The organism is Lentzea cavernae, assembly GCF_014653695.1.
In the GTDB taxonomy this organism is placed as follows: domain Bacteria; phylum Actinomycetota; class Actinomycetes; order Mycobacteriales; family Pseudonocardiaceae; genus Lentzea; species Lentzea cavernae.
Window position 1 is genome coordinate 621,574 of record NZ_BNAR01000004.1, and the last position, 21,797, is coordinate 643,370.

Here is a 21,797-nt window from a genome sequence, read left to right on the forward strand (position 1 = left end):
GACACCTATTAGAGTGAGGATAACGGTGTAAACCAACTCTCGGTAACACAATGATCGTCCACAGTAGACTCAGGAGAGTGGGCCCTGATCATCGGCCGGTCTCGGCGACCCGATATAACGGCACACCATGTTCACGCCAGACGGATGCGCCGCTGGTCGACTGTGTAGTAGGACTTCCCGATGGTCACACCACCGCGGTCCCCGGATGACGCCGGATCGGGGTACCAGGACGTGAGCGGCCTGATCGGTGACGCCGAGTTCGACCACGAGCTGCTGGTCGACCTCGCGCTCTCGGTCGGCGCCGCCGTCGTGTGGTGGCTCGACCTCGGCTCCGACCAGCTCGGCTGGAAGCCCGGACTCGACGCGGTGATCGGCGTGCCCGGAGCGGACGACGACACCGTGCGCACCCGGCTGACCGAGCTGATCGCCCCGCTGACCGTGGCCGCGAAGGCCGCGCCGGCGTGGCAGGACTTCGAGCTGGAGCAGTCCCTCGAGTCCCCGGTGGGCACGCGCTGGCTGCAGTTCCGCGCCCGCGTCTCGACCCACGACTCGGCGCGCGCCCTGGTCGGCGTCGTCGCCGACGTCACCCGGCGGCACGTCCAGCAGCAGGAGCTCGCGGACCTCGCCGACCGCTACCGGCTGCTGGTCGACCTCGCGCCCGAGGCGATCGTGGTGCACGAGTCCGGGCTGCTCGTGTACGCGAACCCGGCGGCGGTCGAGTTCGTGCGGGCGCAGTCCGAGGCCGACCTCCTCGGGCGGCCGATCACCGACTTCGTGCACCCGGACTCGGCGCCGGAGATGCTGCGGCGGATCGCGAAGCTCACCGAGCCCGGCGCGACGAGCGACCCGTCGGACGCCGTGCTCGTCCGGTTCGACGGCGGCACCACCGACATCGAGTCGGTCTCGGTGCGCACGACGTGGGAGGGCAAGCCGGCGTTCCAGGTGATCATGCGGGACGTCACCGAGCAGAAGGCGGCCGCGGCGGCCCTGCGTTACCAGGCCGCGCTGGCCGAGCACGTGAGCGACGCGCTCATCGGCACCACCTCCGACGCCGTCGTGACGGCCTGGAACCGCAGCGCGGAGAAGGTCTACGGCCGGCGTGCGATCGAGGCGATCGGACGCCCCATCGCGGAGGTCGTGGGCGCGCCGCTGGACCCGGTCGCCGTGCTGGAGGCGGGCGGTGTGGTCGACGCCGTGCACCGGCGCGCCGACGGCAGCGCGCTGGCGATGCGGGTGTCCGCAGCCCGGATGGACGACGGCTACGTGCTGATCTGCGCGGACGAGACCGCCCGCCGGCGGGCCGAGCACCACTTCACGGCCGTGGTCGCCGCCATCGAGGAGGGCGTGCTCGTCGTCGGCAGCACCGGCCTCGTCGAGTCGGTCAACCCCGCCGCCGAACGGATCCTCGGCGTGCGCGCGCAGGAGGTGATCGGGCAGCCGGCGGCGCTGGCCGAACTGCACGACGAGTCCGGCCAGCCCGTCCCGCAGGAGCAGTACTCGTCGGCCATCACCCGCGCCACCGGCAGGGCGCAGCACGGCCGGATCCTCCGCTCGCTGCGCCCCGACGGCAGCCACGTCTGGCTGTCGCTGAGCGCCCGCGCGCTCTCCCCGGACGGCATGCTGCCGTCCGCGACGGTCGTGTCGTTCACCGACATCACCGAACGCCGCATGATCGACAGCCAGCTGGAGCACGAGGCGACGCACGACGCGTTGACCGGCCTGTGCAACCGCACGGTGACGATCAACCGGCTCAGTCCCGCCGCGCGCACCCACCGCTCCGGCCTCACCGCCGTGCTGTTCATCGACCTCGACAAGTTCAAGGTCATCAACGACTCCCTCGGCCACAGCACCGGCGACGAGGTGCTGCGCGTGGTCGGCACGAGGCTCAGCCGCAGCGCCCGCCGCGGCGACGTCGTGGGCAGGCTCGGCGGCGACGAGTTCACCGTCATCGCCTACGGCGTGACAGGCCCCGACGAGGCGACCGCGCTCGCGGACCACGTCCGCGCGGAGCTCAACCGCCCGATCTCGGTCGACGGCCGGAAACTGCACGTCGACGCCAGCGTCGGCATCGTGCTCGCCGAGGCGGGCGACCCCCGCGGCGGCGCCGACCTGCTCCGCGACGCCGACCTCGCGATGTACCAGGCGAAGACCAGGGGCCGCGGCCGCATCGCGTTCTTCGACGTGGAGCTGCGCGACAGCATCCAGCGCCGCCTGCAGCTGGAACAGGACCTGCGCACCGCACCCCTGAGCGACCAGCTCTGGCTCGCCTACCAGCCGATCGTCGACCTGCGCACCGACCGGCGCACCGCCGTCGAGGGCCTGCTGCGCTGGACGCACCCGCGCTACGGCCTCATCTCCCCCGGCGAGTTCATCACGCTCGCCGAGGAGAGCGACCTCATCAACATCGTCGGCGCCCACATGCTGCACACCGCCACCCGCGAGATCGCCGACCTGGCCCCGGACCTCGAGCTGACGGTGAACCTGTCGGCCCGCCAGCTCGACGACCCGTGGCTCGTGTCCGCCGTCCGGCACGCCACCCACAAGGCGGGCCTCGACCCCAGCTCGCTGTGCCTGGAGATCACCGAGAGCGCCCTCACCCGCGACCCGGCCCTGGCCGCCCGCACGCTCGCGGCACTGCGCGACCTCGGCGTGAAGCTGGCCATCGACGACTTCGGCACCGGCTACTCCTCCCTCGCCCAGCTGCTCACCCTGCCGCTGGACACGCTCAAGATCGACCGCTCGTTCACCACGGGGCTCGGCCGGTCCGACGAGGCGGAGGCGATCGTGACGAGCATCGTCGCGATGGCGCACGCGGTGGACATGACGGTGATCGCCGAGGGGGTCGAGCAGGTCGAGCAGCTGGAGATCCTGCGGACCCTCGGGTGCGACCAGGCGCAGGGGTTCCTGCTGGGACGACCGGTGCCGCTGGCGGACCTGTGAGCCCGTGGCCGGGTGAAGTCGTGGCCGGGTGAAGTCGTGGCCGCGTGACGTCGTGGCCGGGTCGGCAGGAACGGACTCTGGTGTGAGCTGACCGTGAGTTCTGCGGCCGAACGGTCTCCTGTGCCGGAACGTGAGCACTAGTAGCGTCCCGCAGGTGACACGACTGCTCAGCGTCGCGCTGTCGTTACTTCCTGCGGACCGGCCTGCGCGTTGACAACGTTGTCTTCCCTGCCTGACGAGGAGAGGAAGGTCGATGCTCGGCTCCCTGCACCGACGCGCCAGACACCCGATTCCGCTGGCGGTCGCCGGTCTGCTGATCGCAGGTCTGGTCACCGCGACCCCGGCGTCCGCCGCACCGGCGGCGCTCGCCCTGACACAACACGTCAACCCGTTCATCGGCACCGACAACAGCAACTCGCCCAACCCCGTTCCCGGTGGCGCGGGCGGCAGCACCTACCCCGGCGCCGTGGTGCCGTTCGGCATGGTGCAGTTCAGCCCGGACACCCCGACCGCCTCGCCGTCGGGCTACCGCTACAGCGACACCAAGATCGAGGAGTTCAGCCTCACCCACTTCAACGGCGCGGGCTGTCCCAACAACGAGGACCTCGGCATCCTCCCGGTCACCGGCACCCTGGCCACCTCCCCCGGGACCAACTGGACGGGGTACGCGGGCACCTACACGAAGGCCAGCGAGTCGGCCGCCCCCGGCTACTACAAGAACCGGCTCGACACCTACAACACCGGCGTGGAGCTGAGCGCGACCAAGCGCACCGGGTTCATGAAGCTCACCTATCCGAGCACCGCCACGGCCAGGGTGCTGATCAACAGCAGCCGCAGCGCCACGGGCAACCGCAACGGGTCGATCGCGATCAACGGCAGCCAGCTCACCGGGACGTTCACCGGCGGCGGGTTCTGCGGGGCGTCCAAGACCTACCCGCTGCACTACGCCATCCAGTTCGACCGCGCGCCGACCGGGTTCGGCACGTGGCTGGGCGGCACGGTGACGGCCGGGTCCGCGAGCACCAGCGGGGTGAACTCGGGTGGTTACGTCACGTTCGACACGTCCGCGAACCCCGTGGTGCAGCTGAAGGTCGGTGTCTCGTTCGTCAGCATCGCGGGGGCGCAGGCGAACCTCGCGGCCGAGAGTCCCGGCTTCGACTTCGCGGGTATCAGGGCGGCCGCCGACACCGCGTGGAACGACGTGCTGAACAAGGTGCAGGCGACAGGTGGTTCCGCCGCTGACCTGCAGAAGTTCTACACGGCGCTGTACCGGGTGTTCCAGAACCCGAACATCGCCAGCGACGTCAACGGCCAGTACCGCGGGTTCGACCAGACCGTGCGCACGGCGTCGCACACCGTCTACCAGAACTACTCCGGCTGGGACATCTACCGGTCGTGGGCGTCGCTGATAGCCCTGCTCGCGCCCGCGGAATCCAGTGACATAGCCAAGTCCATGGTGCTCGACGGGCAGCAGGGCGGGTTGCTGCCGAAGTGGTCGCACAACAGCAACGAGCACTTCGTGATGAACGGCGATCCCGGCCCGATCGTCGTGTCGAGCCTCTACGCGTTCGGGGTGCGCGGGTTCGACACCACCGCCGCGCTCGCGTTGATGGACAAGAGCTCCAACGGCGGCACGACGCAGGGCCAGGCGATCCGCGGCCGCCAGTCCGGGTACCTCAGCAGGCACTACATCACCGAGGACCCGTCGGACTCGCTCGAGTACTCGGCGTCCGACTTCGCCGTCGCCCAGTTCGCGCGGGCCGTGGGCGACACGGCGAAGTACAACACCTACATGACCCGCGCGCAGTGGTGGGCCAACGTCTACAACCCCGAGTCCGGTTACGTGCAGAAGCGCAACGCCGACGGCTCGTGGGCGTGGCCGGTGACCCCGGCGAGCCCGAGCGGCTACACCGAGGGCAACGCGTCGCAGTACACGTGGATGGTGCCGTACAACTTCGGCGGCCTGATCAACCTGATGGGCGGTCCGAAGACGGCGGTCCAGCGCCTCGACCACCACTTCACGCAGCTCAACGGCGGGCTGAGCCAGCCGTACTTCTACATCGGCAACGAACCCGAGCACGGCGTGCCGTGGGCGTACCACTACGCCGCCTACCCGCAGGGCACGAGCGCGGCCGTGCGGCGGGTGATGACCGAGTCGTTCACGACGGCCGCCGGCGGGCTGCCCGGCAACGACGACCTCGGCGCCACCTCGGCGTGGTACGTCTGGTCCGCCATGGGGCTGTACCCGCCCACGCCCGGTGCGGACGTGCTCGCGTTGCACGGCCCGCTGTTCCCGTCGGTCACCATCACCAGGCTTTCGGGCACGCTGCAGATCAACGGCACGGGTGCCGGCCCGTCCGCCCAGTACGTGCAGGGCTTCAACCGCAACGGGGTGGCCTCGACGCGCACCTGGTTGCGGTACGGGGACATCTCCGGCACCGCGACGCTCAACTTCACCATGGGCTCCTCGCCCAGCACGTGGGGTACGAACGCGGCGGACGTGCCACCGTCCTACAACGACGGTTTCACTCCCCCGCCCGCTGCCCCGAACCTCGGTACCAACCTCGCGCTCGGCAAGGCCGCCACGGCGTCCACGCCCTGCAACGCGAACGAGGCGGCGGCCAAGGCGTTCGACGGCGGTCTGGGCGGCAAGTGGTGCTCCCTGGCCACCGGGACGAAGTTCCTCCAGGTGGACCTCGGCTCGACGCAGAACGTCGGGTCGTTCGTCTTGAAGCACGCGGGACTCGGCGGTGAGAGCACGGGTTACAACACCGGCGCGTACAACGTCCAGACGTCGGTCGACGGCACGAACTGGACCACGGTCGTGAACGTGTCGTCGGTACGGGCGAGCCGTGCGCACCACCCGATCACCCAACGGCAGGCGCGGTACGTCCGGCTGAACGTCACCACGCCGGCGAACAACGGCAACACCGCGGCGCGGATCTACGAGTTCGAGGTTTACGCCAGTTAGCGGATGTGCTCCTGACCAGGCCGTGTTGCCTGGTCAGGAGCACACGCCTGATCCACATCCGATCGACAAACCGTCGACCTCCCCGCTCCACAGTGCGTTCGTCACGTACTGAAGAGGGGGAATCATCCATGCCGTCCCTGCGAGTCGGCTCTGTCAGGAAATGCGCGGACAAGAAGGTCGTCGTTCTCAAGACCGGGGTGAAGGAGGGCGACGACGACGCCGTGAAGATCGCCCCGCTCACTCGCACCAAACCGTCCGACGGGCCCGGCGTCGAGTTCCGGGACACCCTCTACGGCGCCTACTGGGTTCTGGTCGGTCAGGTGACGACGGTGCGGGTCGCGAGCCTGAACACCGTCTGGGGCGGGATCGACCGGGTCAAGCCCGCCGTGATGAAGATCGTTCTGCGGGAGTCCGGCGCGTAGGGCCGGAGCTCACAACCGGGCCAGGCGCACCGGCGGGGAACCCCGCGGCTCGGTCTTGAAGCGGTCCCGGCGCAACGCCGGGCTCGGCAGCGCGGCCGCGTCCGCGATGCCGCCGATCTGCTCGCGCGCGCAGTCCGCACTGGACTTGCGCGGTGCCCACCCGAGCTCCTCGCGGGCTCGGGTGGTGTCGATCAGCGGCGACCGGGTGCCGACGTCGAACCACCCCGGCGACATGTGCAGCACCCGCAGCCTCCACAGCACGCTGACCGCCGCCTTCACGAGAGGCGCGGGCACGGGAAGGCCGCGTGCGCCCGCCGCGGAGGCCAGGTCGTTCAGCTCCAGCGTGTCCGCGGCGATGTTGAACGGCCCGCGTGCGCGTGCGCGCAGGATCCGCACGATCGCGTCACCGACGTCGTCGGCGTACACGAGCTGCACCCTGAGCGGCGAAGGCAGTAGCAGCACCGGAATCCGGCCGCGGCGCAGCAGGCCGAACAGCTGCTGAGGCACCAGCGGGTCGAGGAACAGCGCCAGGAAGCTCGCCGACGCACCGGCCTGGATGACCAGGGTCGGGCGGACCACCGCCACCGCGATGTCCGGGTTCTCCGCGGCGAAGCGGGCCACTTCGGACTCGGCCTCGGACTTGCCCTCGCCGTACTCGGAGCCGGTGATCCCCGTGGTCGCCGCGTCCTCGCGCACGGTGGACGTCGGCGCGGGCGCGTAGGCCGCGATCGACGAGCCGTGCACGACGTGCGGGACCCCGGCGCGGCGGGCGGCCCTGAGGACGGCCGCCGTGCCCTTGAAGTTCGTGCGCTGCAGGCGGGTCCCGTCGCGGACGGGCTGGAACATCCATGCCAGGTGCACCACGGCGTCGGCGCCGCGCATGACCTCCTCGAGGACGTCCGGCGCGTCGTCGGAGGCCAGGTCGCAGCTCTGCCACGTCACCGAGTCGTACGGCGCCACCGTCCCGGGTGGACGGCGGCACACGCCCACGACCTCGTGGCCGGGGCCGTCCGCCGCGAGGGCGCGAACCAGACCGGTGCCGACGTTGCCCGACGCCCCGGTGATCACGATCTTCACCATCGACCTCATCTCCGCGCTGGAAGTCCTGTTCGGGGGCGTGTACTCGAGCTAGGGGCCGGTATTCGCCCGTCCGGGGTCGCGCGCCCCGTCGAGCACGGCGATCGCCCAGAACGGCTCCTTCCCGGAGCCGGCGTCGCGGGGCACCTCGACGACGTCCTCGTCGCCCGTGCGCGTGTCCGTCGCCTCGGGTTGCCGGGCCAGACGGCGCAGGTTCTCCCCGACGGAGGTGTAGAACCGGTGCTGGGCGCTCCTGCCGAAGACCGACCAGCCCAGCCGGATCAGCGGGTGGGCGCGCGGGTTGACCTGGTTGTAGCTGTTCACCTCCAGCGTGACCAGGCCGGACTCGAGGTCCTTGACGACGCGGTAGTCGACCCGGCCGCGCTCGATGTGCCCCTGCAGTGTCTCGTAGCTCCAGCCCCAGGAGTAGCGCACGCCGTCCTCGTCGAACCCCGTCTCGGTGATCCGCACGCCCATCACGAACCTCATCACGGCGAACCGGCCCACGAGCAGCAGGTCCTTGCCGAGCAACGGGGCTTCGCGCAGGTAGTGGGCGTGCAGCAGGCCCGCCGGGGTGAACGCGTACGCGGCCACCTCCTTGTGGGCGTGCCACCACACGGAGTCCTCCCGCGGGCGGCCCGGCGGGTCGGTGCCCAGGACGAACCGGTGGTGGTCGAAGTGCCACGACGACCCGCGGACCTCGTCCACGTCGTAGTTGACGGACCTCTCGCGCAGTCGCGAAACCGCCTCGTGAACAGGGAGTTCGCTCGCCCGCATGATGCGCATCCAGGCCGAGTACCCGAAGCTCGCCGCTTGATCCTGACCGGCGGGAAATAGGCATGTTGTGCCGATGTGGCACCACGCGGGACGGGGTGATGATCACAGCGCGGAACGCATCCCCTCGCCCTGCCCCGGCGACGTGACGGCCCTGTGTTCCCGCGGCTCTCGATCGTTGCGCACAGGAAGTGGGAAACACGCATGTCCACTGCAGTCGTGTCACGCACCACCGGCAGGCGTTGGTGGTGGTTCGGGTGGGGACTCGTCGCGCTGGCGGCGCTCGCCACCGCCGCTGTCTTCGTGCCGCCGTACCTCGTCGGGGGCACGACCGTGCCGGGGCTCGACCGGATCACGCCGGGGTACTACACGAGCCTCGTCATCCACGCCGTGCCCGCCGGGATCGCGCTCGTCACCGGGCCGTGGCAGTTCGTGCCGAAGCTGCGGACCCGCTACCCCCGGCTGCACCGGGTGACGGGCCGCGTCTACCTGGTCGCTGTCGTCGTCGCCTCGCTCGCCGCCGTGTACTCGTCGGCGGTCACGAAGAGCGGGTTCGCGTTGCAGGTCGCGTTCTTCGTGCTGATCGTCGCCTGGCTCTACACCGCCGCGAAGGCCTACACCTCGATCCGGCGGCGCGAGGTGCAGATGCACCGGATCTGGATGATCCGCAACTACACGCTGACGTTCGCCGCCGTGACCCTGCGGCTCTACCAGCTGCCGCTCCTCGCGCTGATGAACTCGGTGACGTGGCTGGAGTACCGGGAGGTCTACACCTCGAGCGCGTGGCTGTCGTTGGTCGGCAACGTGCTCATCGCCGAGTACTTCATCGTCCACCGGTTCCTGAAGTCGCCGGCCCGGCAGGAGAAGGTGCCGGTGGCCGTCGGCTGAGGTCGCTGCCGCCAGAATGGGCAGCATGGCGATGATCGGCCGGGACGGCGAGAAGCGGCGCGTCGGCGACCTGGTCGGTCACGCGCGGGAGAGCCGTGGCGGCGCGCTCGTGCTCAGCGGCGAGGCGGGCATCGGCAAGAGCGCGTTGCTGGCGCACGCCGTGCACGCGGCCTCCGGTTTCCAGGTGCTGCGAGCCGCCGGGTCCGAGTTCGAACAGGAACTGCCCTACTCGGCGCTGCACCAGCTCTGCGTCCCGGTCCTGCGCCACCTCGCCTCCCTGCCCGGACCGCGCCGGGAGGCGGTGCGGATCGCGTTCGGCCTGGCGGACGGGACACCACAGCCCTTCCAAGTCGGCCTGGCGGTCCTCGACCTCCTCACGGCGGCGAGTGCGGAACGGCCTGTCCTGTGCGTGGTCGACGACGCGCAATGGCTGGACACGGCCTCGGCGCAGGCGCTGGCGTTCCTCGCCCGCCGGGTCGGGTCCGACGCCGTCGCCGTGGTGCTCGCACTCCGCTCTCCGTCCACGGCGGACGCGCTGGGCGAGCTGCCGCTGCTGCCCGTCGGCGGGCTGGGCGACCAGGACGCCAAGGCCCTGCTGGCCGCGCGGAACCCGTTCCCCCTCGACGACAGGGTCCGCGACCGGCTCGTCGCCGAGGCGAACGGCAACCCGCTCGCGTTGCTCGAGCTCCCCCTGGCCGGCGGCTTCGCCGCTCCGGCCGCGTCCTCGGTGCCGTCCCGGATCGAGGAGGGGTTCCGCGCCCGGCTGGCAGGGCTCCCCGAGGACGCGCGGCTGCTGCTGACCGTCGCGAGCGCGGACCCCACCGGCGATCCGGGCCTGCTGTGGCCGGCCGCCGAAGCCTTGGGCGTCGGCGGGGCCGTGGAGGACACCGCGGGGCTCGTCGAGTTCGGCGCCCGCGTCCGCTTCTGCCACCCGCTGGCGCGCTCGGCGGTCTACCGCGCCGCGTCCGGCAGCGCACGCCGAGCGGTGCACGGGGCGCTGGCCGACGCCACCGACCCGCTCACCGCGCCGGACCGGCGGGCGTGGCACCGCGCGCAGTCCTGCGCCGGGCCGGACGACGGCGTCGCGGCGGACCTGGAGCACTGCGCGGCACGGGCCCGGTCGCGGGGTGGCGTCGCGGCCTCGGCGGCGTTCCTCGAGCGCGCGGTCGCGTTGTCCCTGGACGGGCGGCTCCGTGCCGAGCGGACGCTGGCCGCTGTGGAGGCCTGCATCGAGGCGGGTGCCGTCGAACGGGCGGCGGACCTGCTCGCGACCGTCGAGACCGCGGCGCTCGACGATCCCCGGCGCGCCCGCGCCGACTTGGCGCGAGGCCGGATCGCCTTCAGCCGCCCCGGCGACGGCAGTGGTCCGTCGTGGACGGTGAGCGCGGCGCGACGGTTGGCGGGTCATGCGCCCGATCTCGCCCGGGACGCCTTCCTCGACGCCATCGAGACGAGCTTCGTCGTCGGCCGTGCCGGCGGGGTCGTCCAGGAGATCCTCACCGCGGCCCGCGCCGTGGCACCGGCGCCGGCCGAGCCGGACCTCCTCGAAGCGCTGATCACGTGGTCCGAGAAGGGATACGGTGCCGCGCTTCCGATGGTGCGCGGCGTGCTGCGCGAGGGCGGTCCGCTGTGGAGCCGGCGGCCCGCGCTGGCGTCGATGATCAGCACCGAGCTGTGGGACCTCGACACCCAGTTCGCCATCGCCGAGTGGCTGCTCAAGGTGGGCCGGCAGTCGGGCTCACCGCTGCTGCTCAGGCTCGCCTTCGCCCAGAAGGCCACCGGCGCCGTTCTCCGCGGCGACCTCGCGGAGGCGCTCGCCGCGACCGCCGAGGAGGAAGCCGTCGCCGACGCGGTCGGCGAACCCCCGTTGCGCCACCACCGGCTCCTGCTGGCGGCGATGGGCGGCCGCCGCGAGGAGACGTTGGACCTCGTCCGAGCAGCAGGAGGAACGGGACACGTGGCCAGCCTGCACTGGAGTGCCGCCCTGCTGCACAACGGTGTGGGCGACCACGCGGCGGCCCTGACCGCGGCCCGCGCGGCGACCGGGCACGGCGACCTCTTCCTCACCGGAGCGGCCCTGCCCGAACTCGTCGAAGCAGCCGTGCGATGTCATCAGCCGGATGTCGCCGCACGCGCGTTGGAGGCGTTGACCGAACGCACCCAGGCCGCCGGAACCGCGCTCGGCCGAGGGGTCACGGCGTACTCCCGAGGCTTGGTGACGGGCGTCGAGGACGACTACCGGGAAGCCGTCGAGTCGCTCGCGGACAGCCCGCTGCGCCCCTACCGCGGCCGCGCGCACCTGCTCTACGGCCAGTGGCTGCTCCGTGCGGGCCGTGGAACGGAGTGCCTGCGAGAACTGCGCACGGCCCACGACCTGCTGTCGGCGTCCGGGGCGGAGGCGTTCGCCGGACGTGCCGCCGAGGAGCTCCGCGCCGCCGGGCAGGGCGTCGAAAGCCGGCCGGCGCAGGTCCACGACAGGCTCACGAGGCAGCAGGTGGCCGTCGCCAGGCTGGTCGCCGCCGGAGCGACGTCGAACGAGGTCGCAGGCCAGCTGTTCGTCAGCAAGCGCACGGTCGACGCGCACCTGCGCGCGATCTTCCACAAGCTCGGGGTGACCTCGCGGCGGCAGCTCAAGGACCACCCCGGCCTCTCGTCGTGAGCCATGCGTCTCACGCATGGCTCAGCTGCGAAACCATCGCTGGTTCTCATGGCTTTGCCTGCCTAGCGTGGAACGCATGTCCACATGGTTCATCACAGGAGCGTCCAGGGGGATCGGGCGCGAGCTCGCCGAGCAGGTTCTGGAGCGCGGCCACCGGGTCGCCGCGACGTTGCGCGACCCGCGGCGGCTGGACGACCTCGCGGAGCGGTACGGCGACCGGTTGTGGCGCCGCGCTCTCGACGTCACCGACACCGCGCAGGTGGGGAAGGTGCTCCGGGAGGCGTTCGCCGAGCACGACCGCATCGACGTGGTCGTGTCGAACGCGGGCAGCGGCGTGTTCGGCGCCGCCGAGGACCTCAGCGACCAGCAGGTCGAGGACTCGATCGCCACCAACCTCACCGCGTCGATCCAGGTCGCGCGCAGGGCCGTACCGTTGCTGCGGGAGCAAGGCGGCGGCGTGCTCGTGCAGATGTCCAGCATGGGCGGGCACGTCACGTTCCCCGGCTTCGCGATCTACCACGCCACCAAGTGGGGCGTGGAGGGCTACTTCGAGACGCTGGCCGCCGAGGTCGCGCCGTTCGGCATCAGCACCGTGCTGGTGGAGCCCGGCATGGTCCGCACGAGCTTCTACGACTCGGCGCAGCGCGTGCCGGTCAGCGAGCCCTACCGGGGCGGTCCCGCCGACACGTCACCGCCGCCGGTCGACTCGATGCCGGGCAGCCAGTCGGGCGTCGCCAACGCGATCATCGAGGCCGCCTCGTCCGACTCGCCGCCGTTGCGGCTGCTGCTCAACTCCGACGCCTACGAACTGGTGACCGGCGCGGTCCGCGAGCGGCTCGCGGCGTTCGAGGCGCAGAAGGAGTCGGCGCACGCCGCGGACCACGAGGTCTGAGCGGATACTGGCGCGCATGTCGGAGATGACCTTGGCCGGGCTGCGCGTCGTCGTCGAGGTCGCACGGCGCGGCTCGTTCACCGCGGCCGCCGAGGTGCTCGGCTACACGCAGTCCGCGATCTCCCGGCAGGTAGGTGTGATGGAGACGGCGGTCGGCAGCCCGCTGTTCGAACGGTGGGCGCGCGGCGTCCGCCCCACGACCGCCTGCGAGGCCCTCCTCAAGCACGCACGACAGGTCGTCGTGCACCTGGAGGCCGCCGAACTGGAGATCGCGGGCCTGCGCGACCGGATCGCGGGCCGCCTGGCGGTCGGCGCCTACCCGACCGCGGCCGCGAGCCTCGTGCCGCGGGCGATGGCGCGGGTGAAGGAGGAGCACCCCGCGCTGGCCGTCCGGCTCGGCGAGGCGGGCAGCCCGGCGCTGCTCCGGCGCCTGCGGGCGGGCCGGATCGAGGTCGCGGTGATCGCGGTCGGCGACGGCCTGCCCGACTACGACCTCAGCGGGTTGCGCGCCGAGTCCGTGCCCGGCGGACGCGGACTCGGCGTCGCCGTGGCGGACGGGCACCCGTTCGCCACCCGGACCGAGGTCGACGTGCGCGACCTCGCCGGCCAGGTGTGGGTCGTGGGCGCGGGCGGGGAGGGCGGCCCGCAGTTCGGCGCCTGGCCGACGCTGTCCGCGCCCCACGTCGGCCACGAGGCCCGCACCTGGCAGACGCGGCTCGGGCTCGTCGCCGCCGGGCTCGGCGTGTCCGTCCTGCCCGGACTGGCCGCCGACGTCGTCCCGCGCGGGGTCACGTGGGTCCCGGTCCGCGACCCCGGTCTGGCCGAACGGCGCCAGACCGTCGTCGTCACCGACGAGGACCGCTCCCCCGCGGCCGACGTGTTCGCGCAGGCGTTGCGCTCAGGTCCGCACGGCTCGTGACCGCCCAGGCGGTGCGGTCACGTCCGCACCGCTCGCGACCGCCACAACACCAGCACGAAGTACGGCGTGCCCAGCAACGAGATCACCAGCCCCGCCGGTACCTGCGCGGGAGCGATCACCGTGCGCCCCAGGGTGTCCGCGACGCTCACCAGGACCGCACCGATCGCCGCCGCCACAGGGATGACCCGTGCGTGCCGGCCGCCGACGAGCGAGCGGGCCAGGTGCGGTGCGACGAGACCGACGAAGGCCACGACGCCGATCGCGGCGACGGCCGTGGCCGCGAGAACGCCGCACGCCGCCAGGACCGCCAACCGCGACCGTTCCAGCGGGACGCCGAGGATGCGGGGTGTGTCGTCGTCGATGCTGTGCAGGTCGAGCTCGCGGTGCCGCGACCACAGCAGCGGGGTCAGGACCGCCAGCGCGATCAAGCCGGGCACCACCTGGTCCAGCGTGCGGCCGTAGGTGGAGCCGGACAACCACGTGAGCGCCTTGGCCATGTTCCACGGGTCTGAGGTCACGATCATGAGCGTGATCAGCGCCATCCCGCCGGACCACAGCCCGATGCCGATGACCACCAGCCGGTCGGAGTCGAGCCCCGACCGCCAGGCGAGGCCGTAGACCAGTGCGAACGCGATCATCGCGCCCGCACCTGCCGCACCGGCGACCAGCCAGGCCCCGGCCAGCGGTACGAACGTGATCAGCGAGATGGCGCCGAGGCCCGCGCCCGCGGTGATGCCGAGCAGGCCCGGTTCGGCGAGCGGGTTGCGGCTCACGGACTGGATGCCGCAGCCGGACACGGCCAGCGCGGCGCCTGCGGTCAGGGCCGCCAGCACGCGGGGCAGACGTTGGTCGAGCACGAACGTCAACGCGGTGCCGGTGCGGCCGGACACCCAGTTCACCAGGTCGCCCAGCAGCACGAGGCGGTCGCCGAGCAGCATGCCGACGACCGGTGCGACCACCAGCAGCGCGGCGACGGCCACGCTCGTGACGACGAGCCGGCGGCGCGTTCCCGCCAGGAAGACCCGGCCCGCCGGGGGCTGGCGGCGGGTGCCGCCCGGACGGCTGCGGCGAGCCAGCCAGACCAGGACCACGGCGCCCAGCACGGTGGTGATCACGCCGGTCGGCACGCGCAGTGCCCCGGCCGAACCCATCGCGGCGCGGAGCACCACGTCGGCGCCGAGCACCAGCACGACGCCGAGGAGGCCGGACAGGGGCAGCAGCACGCGGTGCCTGCCCTCCCCGGACATCAGCAGGCGCGTGATCACCGGGGCGCAGAGGCCGACGAACCCGACGGGTCCGGCGACGGTCACCGCGGCGGCGGTCAGCGCCACCGTCAGCAGGACCGCGCCGACGCGGGTGCGGCGGACCTTGAGGCCCACGACGGTCGCGTTGTCGTCGCCCAGTGCCAGGACGTCGAGCGACCGTCCCATCGCGACCAGCGCGATGGTGGCGGCGAGCACGATCGGCGCCATCTGCGTCGTGGCGTCCAGGTTCGCGACGCTCAGCGAGCCGCTGCCCCAGGCGAACAGGCCCGTCGTCTCCTGCTCGTAGGTCAGCAGCAGGAGGATGGTGATCGACTGCAGGGCCAGCGTGACCGCCGAGCCGACCAGGACCAGCCGCGGGGTCGCCGAGCCGGCGCCGGACAGGCCCAGCACGAGAGCCGCGGCGGCGAGCGCTCCGACGAACGCCGTGGCACCGGCGGGCAGCACCGGCAGCGTCAGGCCGAGGGCGGAGACCGCGACGACGGCGAGGTACGCGCCCGCGTTCACGGCCAGCGTGTCCGGAGCCGCCAACGGGTTGCGGGCCACGGACTGCATGCCCGCGCCCGCGACGCCCAGCGCCACGCCGAGCAGCAGGGCCGTGAGCAGGCGCGGCACCCGTGAGCCGGACAGCACGGCGTACGTCTGCTCGTCACCGGCCCCGACCACGGCGCGCAGGACGTCGAGCACGCCGGTGTCGGCGGTGCCCTGGGTGAGGTGGACGGCGGCGAGCAGGGCGATGACCACCACGCTCGCCGCCGCGACGACGGCGTTCCTCACGATCAGGCGAGGGCTTTCACGAACTGGTCGGCGATGCGGGCCACGGACTTCGGCCCGCCGAACGTCCAGGTGCCCGGCTCGAACTTGTGGACCCTCTTCGCCGACACGAACGGAAGCCGCTGCCACACCGGGTTCTGCGCGAGGCCGGTGGTGAAGACGTCGTCCTCCGACGCGCTGTAGAACAGGGCGGTGTTCGGGTCGGTGAGCGCGGTCAGGCCTTCGACGTCGGTCTGGCCCAGGGCCCACTGCGGGTCGACCTGGCCGGTCCACGCGTTCTTCAGGCCGAGCGCCTCGGCCGTGTCGGAGACCAGCGATCCCTTGCCGAACGGGCGGATGCTGACCGTGCTGCCCTCGAGGTAGCCGTCGGCCATGAAGAACGGCGTGCCCGCCTTGGCCGCCAGCGCCTTCTTGCCGTCGGCCAGCTTGGTGTCCATTTCGGACAGAAGTGCGTCTGCCTCCGAAGTCCTGCCGATCGCCTGGGCGATCATCTTGACGTCCTCGCGCAGGCGGTCGAAGTTGCGGGCGGCGTCACTGGACTTCGTCACCACGACCGGCACGTACTTCTCGAGCTGCGGCACGATCGGCGAGTCGCGCTCGGCGGCCATCACGACCACGTCCGGGTTCAGCGCGACGATCGTGTCCACGCTGGGCTCGCCGCGCTTGCCGACGTCCTTGACCGAGGCGTCCAGCGGGACGGACGCGTTCCAGGTCTTGTACCCCGCGGTGTCGGCCGCGCCCACCGGCATGACGCCCAGCGACGCGACGATCTCCGCCTCGCCCCACTCCAGGACGACGACGCGCTTCGCGGCGGACTTCAGCTCGACGGCCTTGCCGCGGGAGTCGGTGACCGTGACCGGCCCGCCCGCGTTCTCGGTGGTCTGCCCGGACTGCGGTGTCTCCGTTGTGCCGCAGGCGGTCAGCAAGATCGCGGACACCGCGACCAGGAGGGGGATGCGCATGACAGTTCTCCAGACGGGGGTGGTTCAGACGCGGGGTGTGCGCCTGCCGACGGGGCGGCAGTGCAGGGTTCCGGTGACCGGGTCGTCCGCGACGTGCACGACGACGCCGTACGCCTCGGTCAGGTGCTGCGCCGTGAGCACTTCCTTCACGGCACCGCTCGCAAGGGCCTTCCCCTGCGACAGCAGGACCACGTGGTCGGCGACGATCGCCGCGTGGTCGAGGTCGTGCAGGACCACGCCGACCGCCACCTGGTGGTCGTCGGCCAGGTCGCGCACGACGTCGAGGATCTCCACCTGGTAGCGCAGGTCGAGGTGGTTGGTCGGTTCGTCGAGCAGCAGCACCGAGGTCTGCTGGGCCAGGCACGACGCCAGCCACACCCGCTGCAACTCGCCGCCGGACAGTTCGTCGACACCGCGGGAGGCCATGTCGGCGACCCCGGTCATCGCCATCGCCCTGGCGACGGCGGCCGCGCCGCCGGGGTCGGTGCCGCGCCAGCCCGAGCGGTGCGGATGGCGCCCGTAGCCGACGACGTCCTCGACGGACACCCCGGAGGGCGTGGGCCGCTGCTGGGTCAGCAGGGTGACGTTGCGCGCGAACTCCTTGCCCGACAACGCCGACCCGCGCCACACCGCCCGCTCGCCCAGGTGCACCTCGCCGCCCTTGGGCCTGTGCAGACGTGCCAGCGACCGCAGGACCGTCGACTTGCCGGACCCGTTGGGGCCGACCAGCGCCGTGACGGCTCCCGGCGCCAGCTCCACCGAAACGCCGTGCACGACCTCGTGCTCGTGGTGCGCGAGCACCAGACCGCGCCCGGTCAGCACCACCCCGTCCGTCTCCAACATGAGGGGAGCCTAACCTAAGTTCCATGACTCATTCGCAGGGCGAACCTCACATCGTGTCCACGAGGGACGGACGCCACCTGCACGCACAGCGCCGGGAGGGCCCCGCAACCGCCACCGCGGTGTTCGAGAGCGGACTGGCCGCGAACCGCTCGTACTGGGCACTGGTCCAGCAGCACCTGGCCGGACCGTCCATCGTGTACGACCGCAGCGGGCTCGGCCGCAGCGCTCCGGCGACCGGTCCGCGCCGGCTGCGCGACCTCGCCGAGGACCTGGTCGACGTGATCGACGCCATCCCCGGCGAGATCGTCCTCGTCGGACACAGCTGGGGAGGTCCGATCACGCGCCTGGCCGCCGCACGGCGCCGGGACCGCGTCGTGGGCCTCGTCCTCGTGGACCCGTCCGACGAGGGGTGCGACCTCGTCTTCGGCCGTCCGGCGCGCATCGCGGAGGCGGTCGGCCAGATCGGCAGCGCGGCGCTGGCCCGCCTCGGACTGCTCGCCACCGCCTACCGCTCCACCCTCGGCGCCCTGCCCGAGGACGCGCGGCAGGACATGCGCACCGAGGGCTTCACGGTCGCCACCACGAAGACGCGCAAGGCCGAACTCGCCGCCGTGGTCGCCGATCTCCGGTCGCTGCGGGAGACACCGCCCGATCTCGGCGGCATCGGCGTCACCGTGATCTCGGGCGCGCTGAACTCCGCGGGCATGGGCGCGAAGGTGCGCGCGGCCGTGACCGAGGCGCACCGTGCCTCCGCGGCCAGGGCCGGCGGACGGCACGTGCTCGCACCGAACTCCGGGCACATGGTGCCGGTGACCGATCCCGCCCTGGTCGCCGACGAGGTCCGGAGGCACTTCACCCGTTCGCTGTAGGGCCCTGCGCTAACGGGCCGCACACCCGCAGCGACAGGCCGGACATGTCTTCGCGGTGGTGGATGATCCCGAGCGGCGTGGCGGTGGCCGTGGTGCTCGCCTTCGTGGCGTTCTCGCTCCTGACGGACCGGACCGAACGCGGGCAGGCGACCCCGGCGCCGTCCAGTTCCGTCCCCGCGGCCGCGCCGCTGAGCGACGACGCGGCGAAGGCGCTCGCCGCGGACATCACCAGCGCCGACGAGTCACGGGTGCGCCGGGCACTGGCCATCTCCGACGCCCAGCCCCTCGACGGTGGCGCCGTGGCCCAGCTCGCGACCATCACACCGCTGGTGATCGACGTCGCGACGTTCGACGACGCGAAGGACGGCACCGCCACGGCGAAGGCCCAGGCCGGTGGCCCCTCCCCCACCACGTGGACGCTGCACTTCGTGCTGCACGACGGCAACTGGAAGATCAGCAGCACCGAGGTGTCGCAGTGACCACGCTCCTGAGAGTGCTCGCCTCACTCGTGGTGCTGGCCGCCACGATCACCCCGGCCTCCGCCGTCACCGACGACTGCGGCGACTGGCGCACGGCGGAGGGACAGGCCGCCACCCGTCGCCCGGTCGTGCTGGTGCACGGCTGGACCGGCGGCCCGATGACCGACACCGCCAACGGACTCGCCGCCCGGCTCGGCGAGCGCGTCAGCACGTTCACGTTCGACTACAGCCGCAGATCGCTGCACTGGGCCTCGGACACGCAGATCGCCGGGTGCCTGAGCCGGTTCGTCGACGCTGTGTCGAAGGACCACAAGGGAGCCGGGGGCGACGGCAAGGTGGTCGTGGTCGCGCACTCGATGGGCGGCCTCGCGCTGCGCTACGCCTTGCAGGGCAAGGGCGACACGGTTCCGCACGTGGTCACCCTCGGCACGCCGAACCTCGGGTCGCCGTGGGGCACGACCTGGGTGGCCGACCAGATCCACGCGATCAAGGCGGGCGACAGGGACCAGCCCGCGCCCGAACACAAGGCGGCGTTGTGCCTGGGCCCCCACGACAAGGGAAGCGCACTTCCCCAGGGGTGCAAGAGCGATCTGCCTCCGTGGCTGCCCGCACGCACGAACGTCACGCAGGTCGCCGGCGACGTCACCGTCGATCGGAGCCTCTTCGGATTCCGGCTCTACTCGCTGCCGCTCGTCAGCGACGGAGTCGTGCCCGTGCCGTCCGCCCACGGCTACCACACCTCAGGCCCGGAGGGGGTGAGCCCGGCTGATGGAGCACGGCTGACGACCGTCACCCAGTCCTGCACCGTCGACCACGGCCTGATGCGCACGAGACACGCGCTCGAGGTACCCGCCGGTCTCGCCCTGGACTTCGTCGCGCTGAAGGACCTGCAGTCCAACACCCTCAGCCCGGCGACCGGCTGGTACCTGATCCTCGCGACGTCGTCGGCGAGCTGTTCGCACATGAACCACACCGGTGACGCACCGACACTCGACCGGATCGGTGCCGCCGTGTCCGGGGCGGTCGACGCCCTCGCGCAGCCGATTCCGGTCAACCCCGACGACTACCGCATGCCGAACGAATATCTTGAGTACTACGCGTTCAAGTCCCCCTCCGGGAACTTCACCTGCAGCATCGTCTTCACCGAACCGTCCGCCGGCTGCCACGGGAAGACCTCGCCCCTCCCACCTCGCCCCGAACGCTGCAACCCCAACATCAGCTGGGGCAGCGGCCTGTTCGTCGACGCGAAGGGCAGGACCGACTTCATCTGCACGGGCGGCTTGCTCTACGGCGGCATGAACGGTGGGGAGAAGGTGCTGCCGTACGGGCGTTCGCTGACGGCAGGCGACTTCACCTGCGTCTCCAAGGAAACCGGCATCTCCTGCACCCACAAGCCGACCGGGCGCGGCTTCCGCATCGCCGCCGGGTCGAACGAGCAGTTCTGACGGTGGTGGGGCGCCCGGCCAGGACGCCCCACCACCCCGATCAGGACCTCCAGCCCGCCGCGAGGCTCACCCGCGTGGCGAGGCCGGTGCCGGGATCCCCGGCGTAGCCCCGCACGTCACCCCACGACGACCACCCACCGCCGCCGTAGCGCGCGGCGTGCCAGACCGCACCGCTCGTCGCCAGCGCGACCACGTGCAGCTCACCGCTGGTGAACCCGACGGTGGCGACGTCCAGGGCCAGACCGGTCCGGTTGCCGGTGTAGTCGTCGATCTTCAGCAGCGGTGTCCAGCTCCCGCTGGGCAGGCGGGTGGAGTGGCGCACCCCCGCGAAGCCGTAGTTCGCCACCAGGTGGAAGATCCCGTTCACCTCGGTGGCGCTGACCGACAGCGGGCCGCCCGGGTTTCCGGCGTATGCCTCGACGTCGCCCCACCCGCTCCAGTTGCCGTCGGTGCGGCGCAACGTGTGCATCAGCCGGATCCCGCTGACCGCGGCCACCTGCAGTTCGCCGTTGAGGAACCCCGCCGCGGCGACGTCCGTGAGGTCGGACAGGTCACCGGCGAACGCTTCCACGCTGTGCAGCGGGGTCCACGAGCCGTTGGGCCGCCGGATGCTGTGGTGGACGTTGTCGCCGGCGCTGAGGACGACCACGTGCAGCGCGCCGCCGATCTCCGTGGCGGCCACCCTGGTGATGGTGCCGATCTCCCCGGCGAAGTCCTCCACGTTGCCGAACACCGTCCACGGGCCCTCGACACGCCTGATGGCGTGCCAGAGTTCGCCGTCGTCGCCCGCCACCAGGGCGTGCTGCTCACCGTTGACCATCGCCGAGGCGGTGTCCACCGGGGTGACGGTGGCGCCGGTCGCGGACTTCACGTCACCGAAGCGGGTCCACGAGCCGTCCCGGCCGCGCATGGTGTGGACGAGGCCGCCGGAGCTGTTCGACGTGAACAGCTGGGTGCTGCGCCACTGGTTGACCGTCTCGCCCTTGAGCACGCTGAGCAGGGCGACCTTGTTGTCGTGGCTGGTGACCCTGTCGCGGTTCTCGCTGAGGTGGATGTGCCATAGGTGGCTCGAGTCCGAGCTCGCCGCCACCTTCTTGCGGAAGTCCCACCCCTCGACCGCGGTGTCGTTGTCCGTCTGGCCGAAGAACTCGCGCCACCCCTCGAGTCTGGGGTCGTTCGCCCTGCCCGCGGCCAGCAGGCGGTTCGAGTACACCGCGATGGTGCCGTAGCTGCCTCGCTGGGCGTCGGGGAAGGTCCAGTCGTACGCAGCCGCGAGGTTGGACGGGCCGCCCTGGTCCTGGGGGTCCGTGACCGAGTAGTCGTCGGACCTGTTGCCGGCTCTGGTGTTGTGGTAGCCGGGCTTGTTGTCGTAGATGCCGCCGTCGGTCGTCCCCGGCTGCAGCACCAGCAGTTGCTGCATGAGCCAGGTCGAGACGGGGCTCGTGTTCGCGGGAGCGGCGCCGGCCTGGTGAACGCCCCCCGTCGTCAGCACGCCCGCGACCACCGTCGTCGCGGCGAGCACTGTCGTCAACCTCCTGGTCGTGCGTCTCGGTTTCATGCCGCACAACGTGGACCTCCGGCACCTCGCGTTCACACCGGACTTCGGCAATCGCCTGCTCGG

At 71.8% G+C, this 21,797-nt stretch carries 16 protein-coding genes; 10 read left to right on the forward strand and 6 right to left on the reverse strand.

Annotation, left to right across the window (positions count from 1 at the left end; genetic code table 11):
- The first annotated feature begins 180 nt into the window (after positions 1-180).
- From IE307_RS16800 to IE307_RS16810, 3 genes are all read left to right on the forward strand, one after another.
- On the forward strand, positions 181-2,940 hold the full coding sequence (locus IE307_RS16800) for a sensor domain-containing protein (protein WP_191298869.1): 2,760 nt from the start codon (positions 181-183) through the stop codon (positions 2,938-2,940).
- A 253-nt stretch (positions 2,941-3,193) separates the two neighbouring features.
- Positions 3,194-5,911: a GH92 family glycosyl hydrolase gene (locus tag IE307_RS16805; protein ID WP_191298870.1), complete on the forward strand. Its 2,718-nt coding sequence runs from the start codon at positions 3,194-3,196 to the stop codon at positions 5,909-5,911.
- Positions 5,912-6,039: 128 nt separating this feature from the next.
- Positions 6,040-6,333, forward strand: a complete 294-nt coding sequence (locus IE307_RS16810) for a hypothetical protein (RefSeq protein WP_191298871.1) — start codon at positions 6,040-6,042, stop codon at positions 6,331-6,333.
- A gap of 9 nt (positions 6,334-6,342) precedes the next feature.
- On the opposite strand, the gene IE307_RS16815 is transcribed toward IE307_RS16810, so the two are convergent.
- Positions 6,343-7,413, reverse strand: a complete 1,071-nt coding sequence (locus IE307_RS16815) for an NAD-dependent epimerase/dehydratase family protein (protein ID WP_191298872.1) — start codon at positions 7,411-7,413, stop codon at positions 6,343-6,345.
- A 48-nt stretch (positions 7,414-7,461) separates the two neighbouring features.
- Positions 7,462-8,196, reverse strand: a complete 735-nt coding sequence (locus IE307_RS16820; RefSeq protein ID WP_191298873.1) for a DUF1990 family protein — start codon at positions 8,194-8,196, stop codon at positions 7,462-7,464.
- Between the two features lie 192 nt (positions 8,197-8,388).
- Here IE307_RS16820 and IE307_RS16825 point away from each other — a divergent pair, with 192 nt between their 5' ends.
- From IE307_RS16825 to IE307_RS16840, 4 genes are all read left to right on the forward strand, one after another.
- Entirely contained in the window at positions 8,389-9,072 is a 684-nt protein-coding gene (locus tag IE307_RS16825; RefSeq protein WP_191298874.1) for a DUF2306 domain-containing protein, read from the forward strand.
- 25 nt (positions 9,073-9,097) lie between these two features.
- Positions 9,098-11,731, forward strand: coding sequence for an ATP-binding protein (locus IE307_RS16830; protein ID WP_191298875.1), 2,634 nt, complete (start codon positions 9,098-9,100; stop codon positions 11,729-11,731).
- A gap of 76 nt (positions 11,732-11,807) precedes the next feature.
- Positions 11,808-12,623: an SDR family oxidoreductase gene (locus IE307_RS16835; protein WP_191298876.1), complete on the forward strand. Its 816-nt coding sequence runs from the start codon at positions 11,808-11,810 to the stop codon at positions 12,621-12,623.
- 16 nt (positions 12,624-12,639) lie between these two features.
- The gene (locus IE307_RS16840; protein ID WP_191298877.1) at positions 12,640-13,542 is read left to right on the forward strand and encodes a LysR family transcriptional regulator; all 903 of its coding nucleotides are present in this window, start codon (positions 12,640-12,642) and stop codon (positions 13,540-13,542) included.
- A 17-nt stretch (positions 13,543-13,559) separates the two neighbouring features.
- Here the strand turns inward: IE307_RS16840 and IE307_RS16845 are convergent, their stop codons facing one another.
- The 3 genes from IE307_RS16845 to IE307_RS16855 are packed head-to-tail and all read right to left on the reverse strand — an operon-like array spanning position 13,560 to position 17,383.
- The gene (locus tag IE307_RS16845; RefSeq protein WP_191299007.1) at positions 13,560-15,584 is read right to left on the reverse strand and encodes an iron ABC transporter permease; all 2,025 of its coding nucleotides are present in this window, start codon (positions 15,582-15,584) and stop codon (positions 13,560-13,562) included.
- Positions 15,584-16,540, reverse strand: coding sequence for an ABC transporter substrate-binding protein (locus IE307_RS16850; RefSeq protein ID WP_191298878.1), 957 nt, complete (start codon positions 16,538-16,540; stop codon positions 15,584-15,586). The genes IE307_RS16845 and IE307_RS16850 overlap by 1 nt, the downstream gene beginning before the upstream one ends.
- Positions 16,541-16,564: 24 nt before the next feature.
- A complete protein-coding gene (locus IE307_RS16855; protein ID WP_191298879.1) occupies positions 16,565-17,383 on the reverse strand; it encodes an ABC transporter ATP-binding protein in 819 nt (272 codons plus the stop codon).
- 53 nt (positions 17,384-17,436) lie between these two features.
- On the opposite strand from IE307_RS16855, the gene IE307_RS16860 reads away from it, so the two are divergent.
- The 3 genes from IE307_RS16860 to IE307_RS16870 all read left to right on the forward strand — a co-directional run bounded on the left by IE307_RS16860 (position 17,437) and on the right by IE307_RS16870 (position 20,176).
- A complete protein-coding gene (locus IE307_RS16860) occupies positions 17,437-18,252 on the forward strand; it encodes an alpha/beta fold hydrolase (RefSeq protein WP_229904770.1) in 816 nt (271 codons plus the stop codon).
- Between the two features lie 62 nt (positions 18,253-18,314).
- Positions 18,315-18,731, forward strand: coding sequence for a hypothetical protein (locus tag IE307_RS16865; RefSeq protein ID WP_191298881.1), 417 nt, complete (start codon positions 18,315-18,317; stop codon positions 18,729-18,731).
- Positions 18,728-20,176: an alpha/beta fold hydrolase gene (locus tag IE307_RS16870; RefSeq protein WP_229904771.1), complete on the forward strand. Its 1,449-nt coding sequence runs from the start codon at positions 18,728-18,730 to the stop codon at positions 20,174-20,176. Before IE307_RS16865 ends, IE307_RS16870 begins: the two co-directional genes overlap by 4 nt.
- Before the next feature lie 40 nt (positions 20,177-20,216).
- Here IE307_RS16870 and IE307_RS46755 read toward each other — a convergent pair whose 3' ends face one another.
- Positions 20,217-21,734: a PLL family lectin gene (locus tag IE307_RS46755; protein ID WP_229904772.1), complete on the reverse strand. Its 1,518-nt coding sequence runs from the start codon at positions 21,732-21,734 to the stop codon at positions 20,217-20,219.
- Positions 21,735-21,797 lie beyond the last annotated feature (63 nt).

Coding starts and splice junctions, on each gene's coding strand:
- IE307_RS16800 (WP_191298869.1), top strand. CDS start 181: ATGGTCACACCACCGCGGTCCCCGGATGACGCCGGATCGGGGTACCAG.
- IE307_RS16805 (WP_191298870.1), top strand. CDS start 3,194: ATGCTCGGCTCCCTGCACCGACGCGCCAGACACCCGATTCCGCTGGCG.
- IE307_RS16810 (WP_191298871.1), top strand. CDS start 6,040: ATGCCGTCCCTGCGAGTCGGCTCTGTCAGGAAATGCGCGGACAAGAAG.
- IE307_RS16815 (WP_191298872.1), bottom strand. CDS start 7,413: ATGGTGAAGATCGTGATCACCGGGGCGTCGGGCAACGTCGGCACCGGT.
- IE307_RS16820 (WP_191298873.1), bottom strand. CDS start 8,196: ATGCGCATCATGCGGGCGAGCGAACTCCCTGTTCACGAGGCGGTTTCG.
- IE307_RS16825 (WP_191298874.1), top strand. CDS start 8,389: ATGTCCACTGCAGTCGTGTCACGCACCACCGGCAGGCGTTGGTGGTGG.
- IE307_RS16830 (WP_191298875.1), top strand. CDS start 9,098: ATGGCGATGATCGGCCGGGACGGCGAGAAGCGGCGCGTCGGCGACCTG.
- IE307_RS16835 (WP_191298876.1), top strand. CDS start 11,808: ATGTCCACATGGTTCATCACAGGAGCGTCCAGGGGGATCGGGCGCGAG.
- IE307_RS16840 (WP_191298877.1), top strand. CDS start 12,640: ATGTCGGAGATGACCTTGGCCGGGCTGCGCGTCGTCGTCGAGGTCGCA.
- IE307_RS16850 (WP_191298878.1), bottom strand. CDS start 16,540: ATGCGCATCCCCCTCCTGGTCGCGGTGTCCGCGATCTTGCTGACCGCC.
- IE307_RS16855 (WP_191298879.1), bottom strand. CDS start 17,383: ATGTTGGAGACGGACGGGGTGGTGCTGACCGGGCGCGGTCTGGTGCTC.
- IE307_RS16865 (WP_191298881.1), top strand. CDS start 18,315: ATGATCCCGAGCGGCGTGGCGGTGGCCGTGGTGCTCGCCTTCGTGGCG.
- IE307_RS46755 (WP_229904772.1), bottom strand. CDS start 21,734: ATGAAACCGAGACGCACGACCAGGAGGTTGACGACAGTGCTCGCCGCG.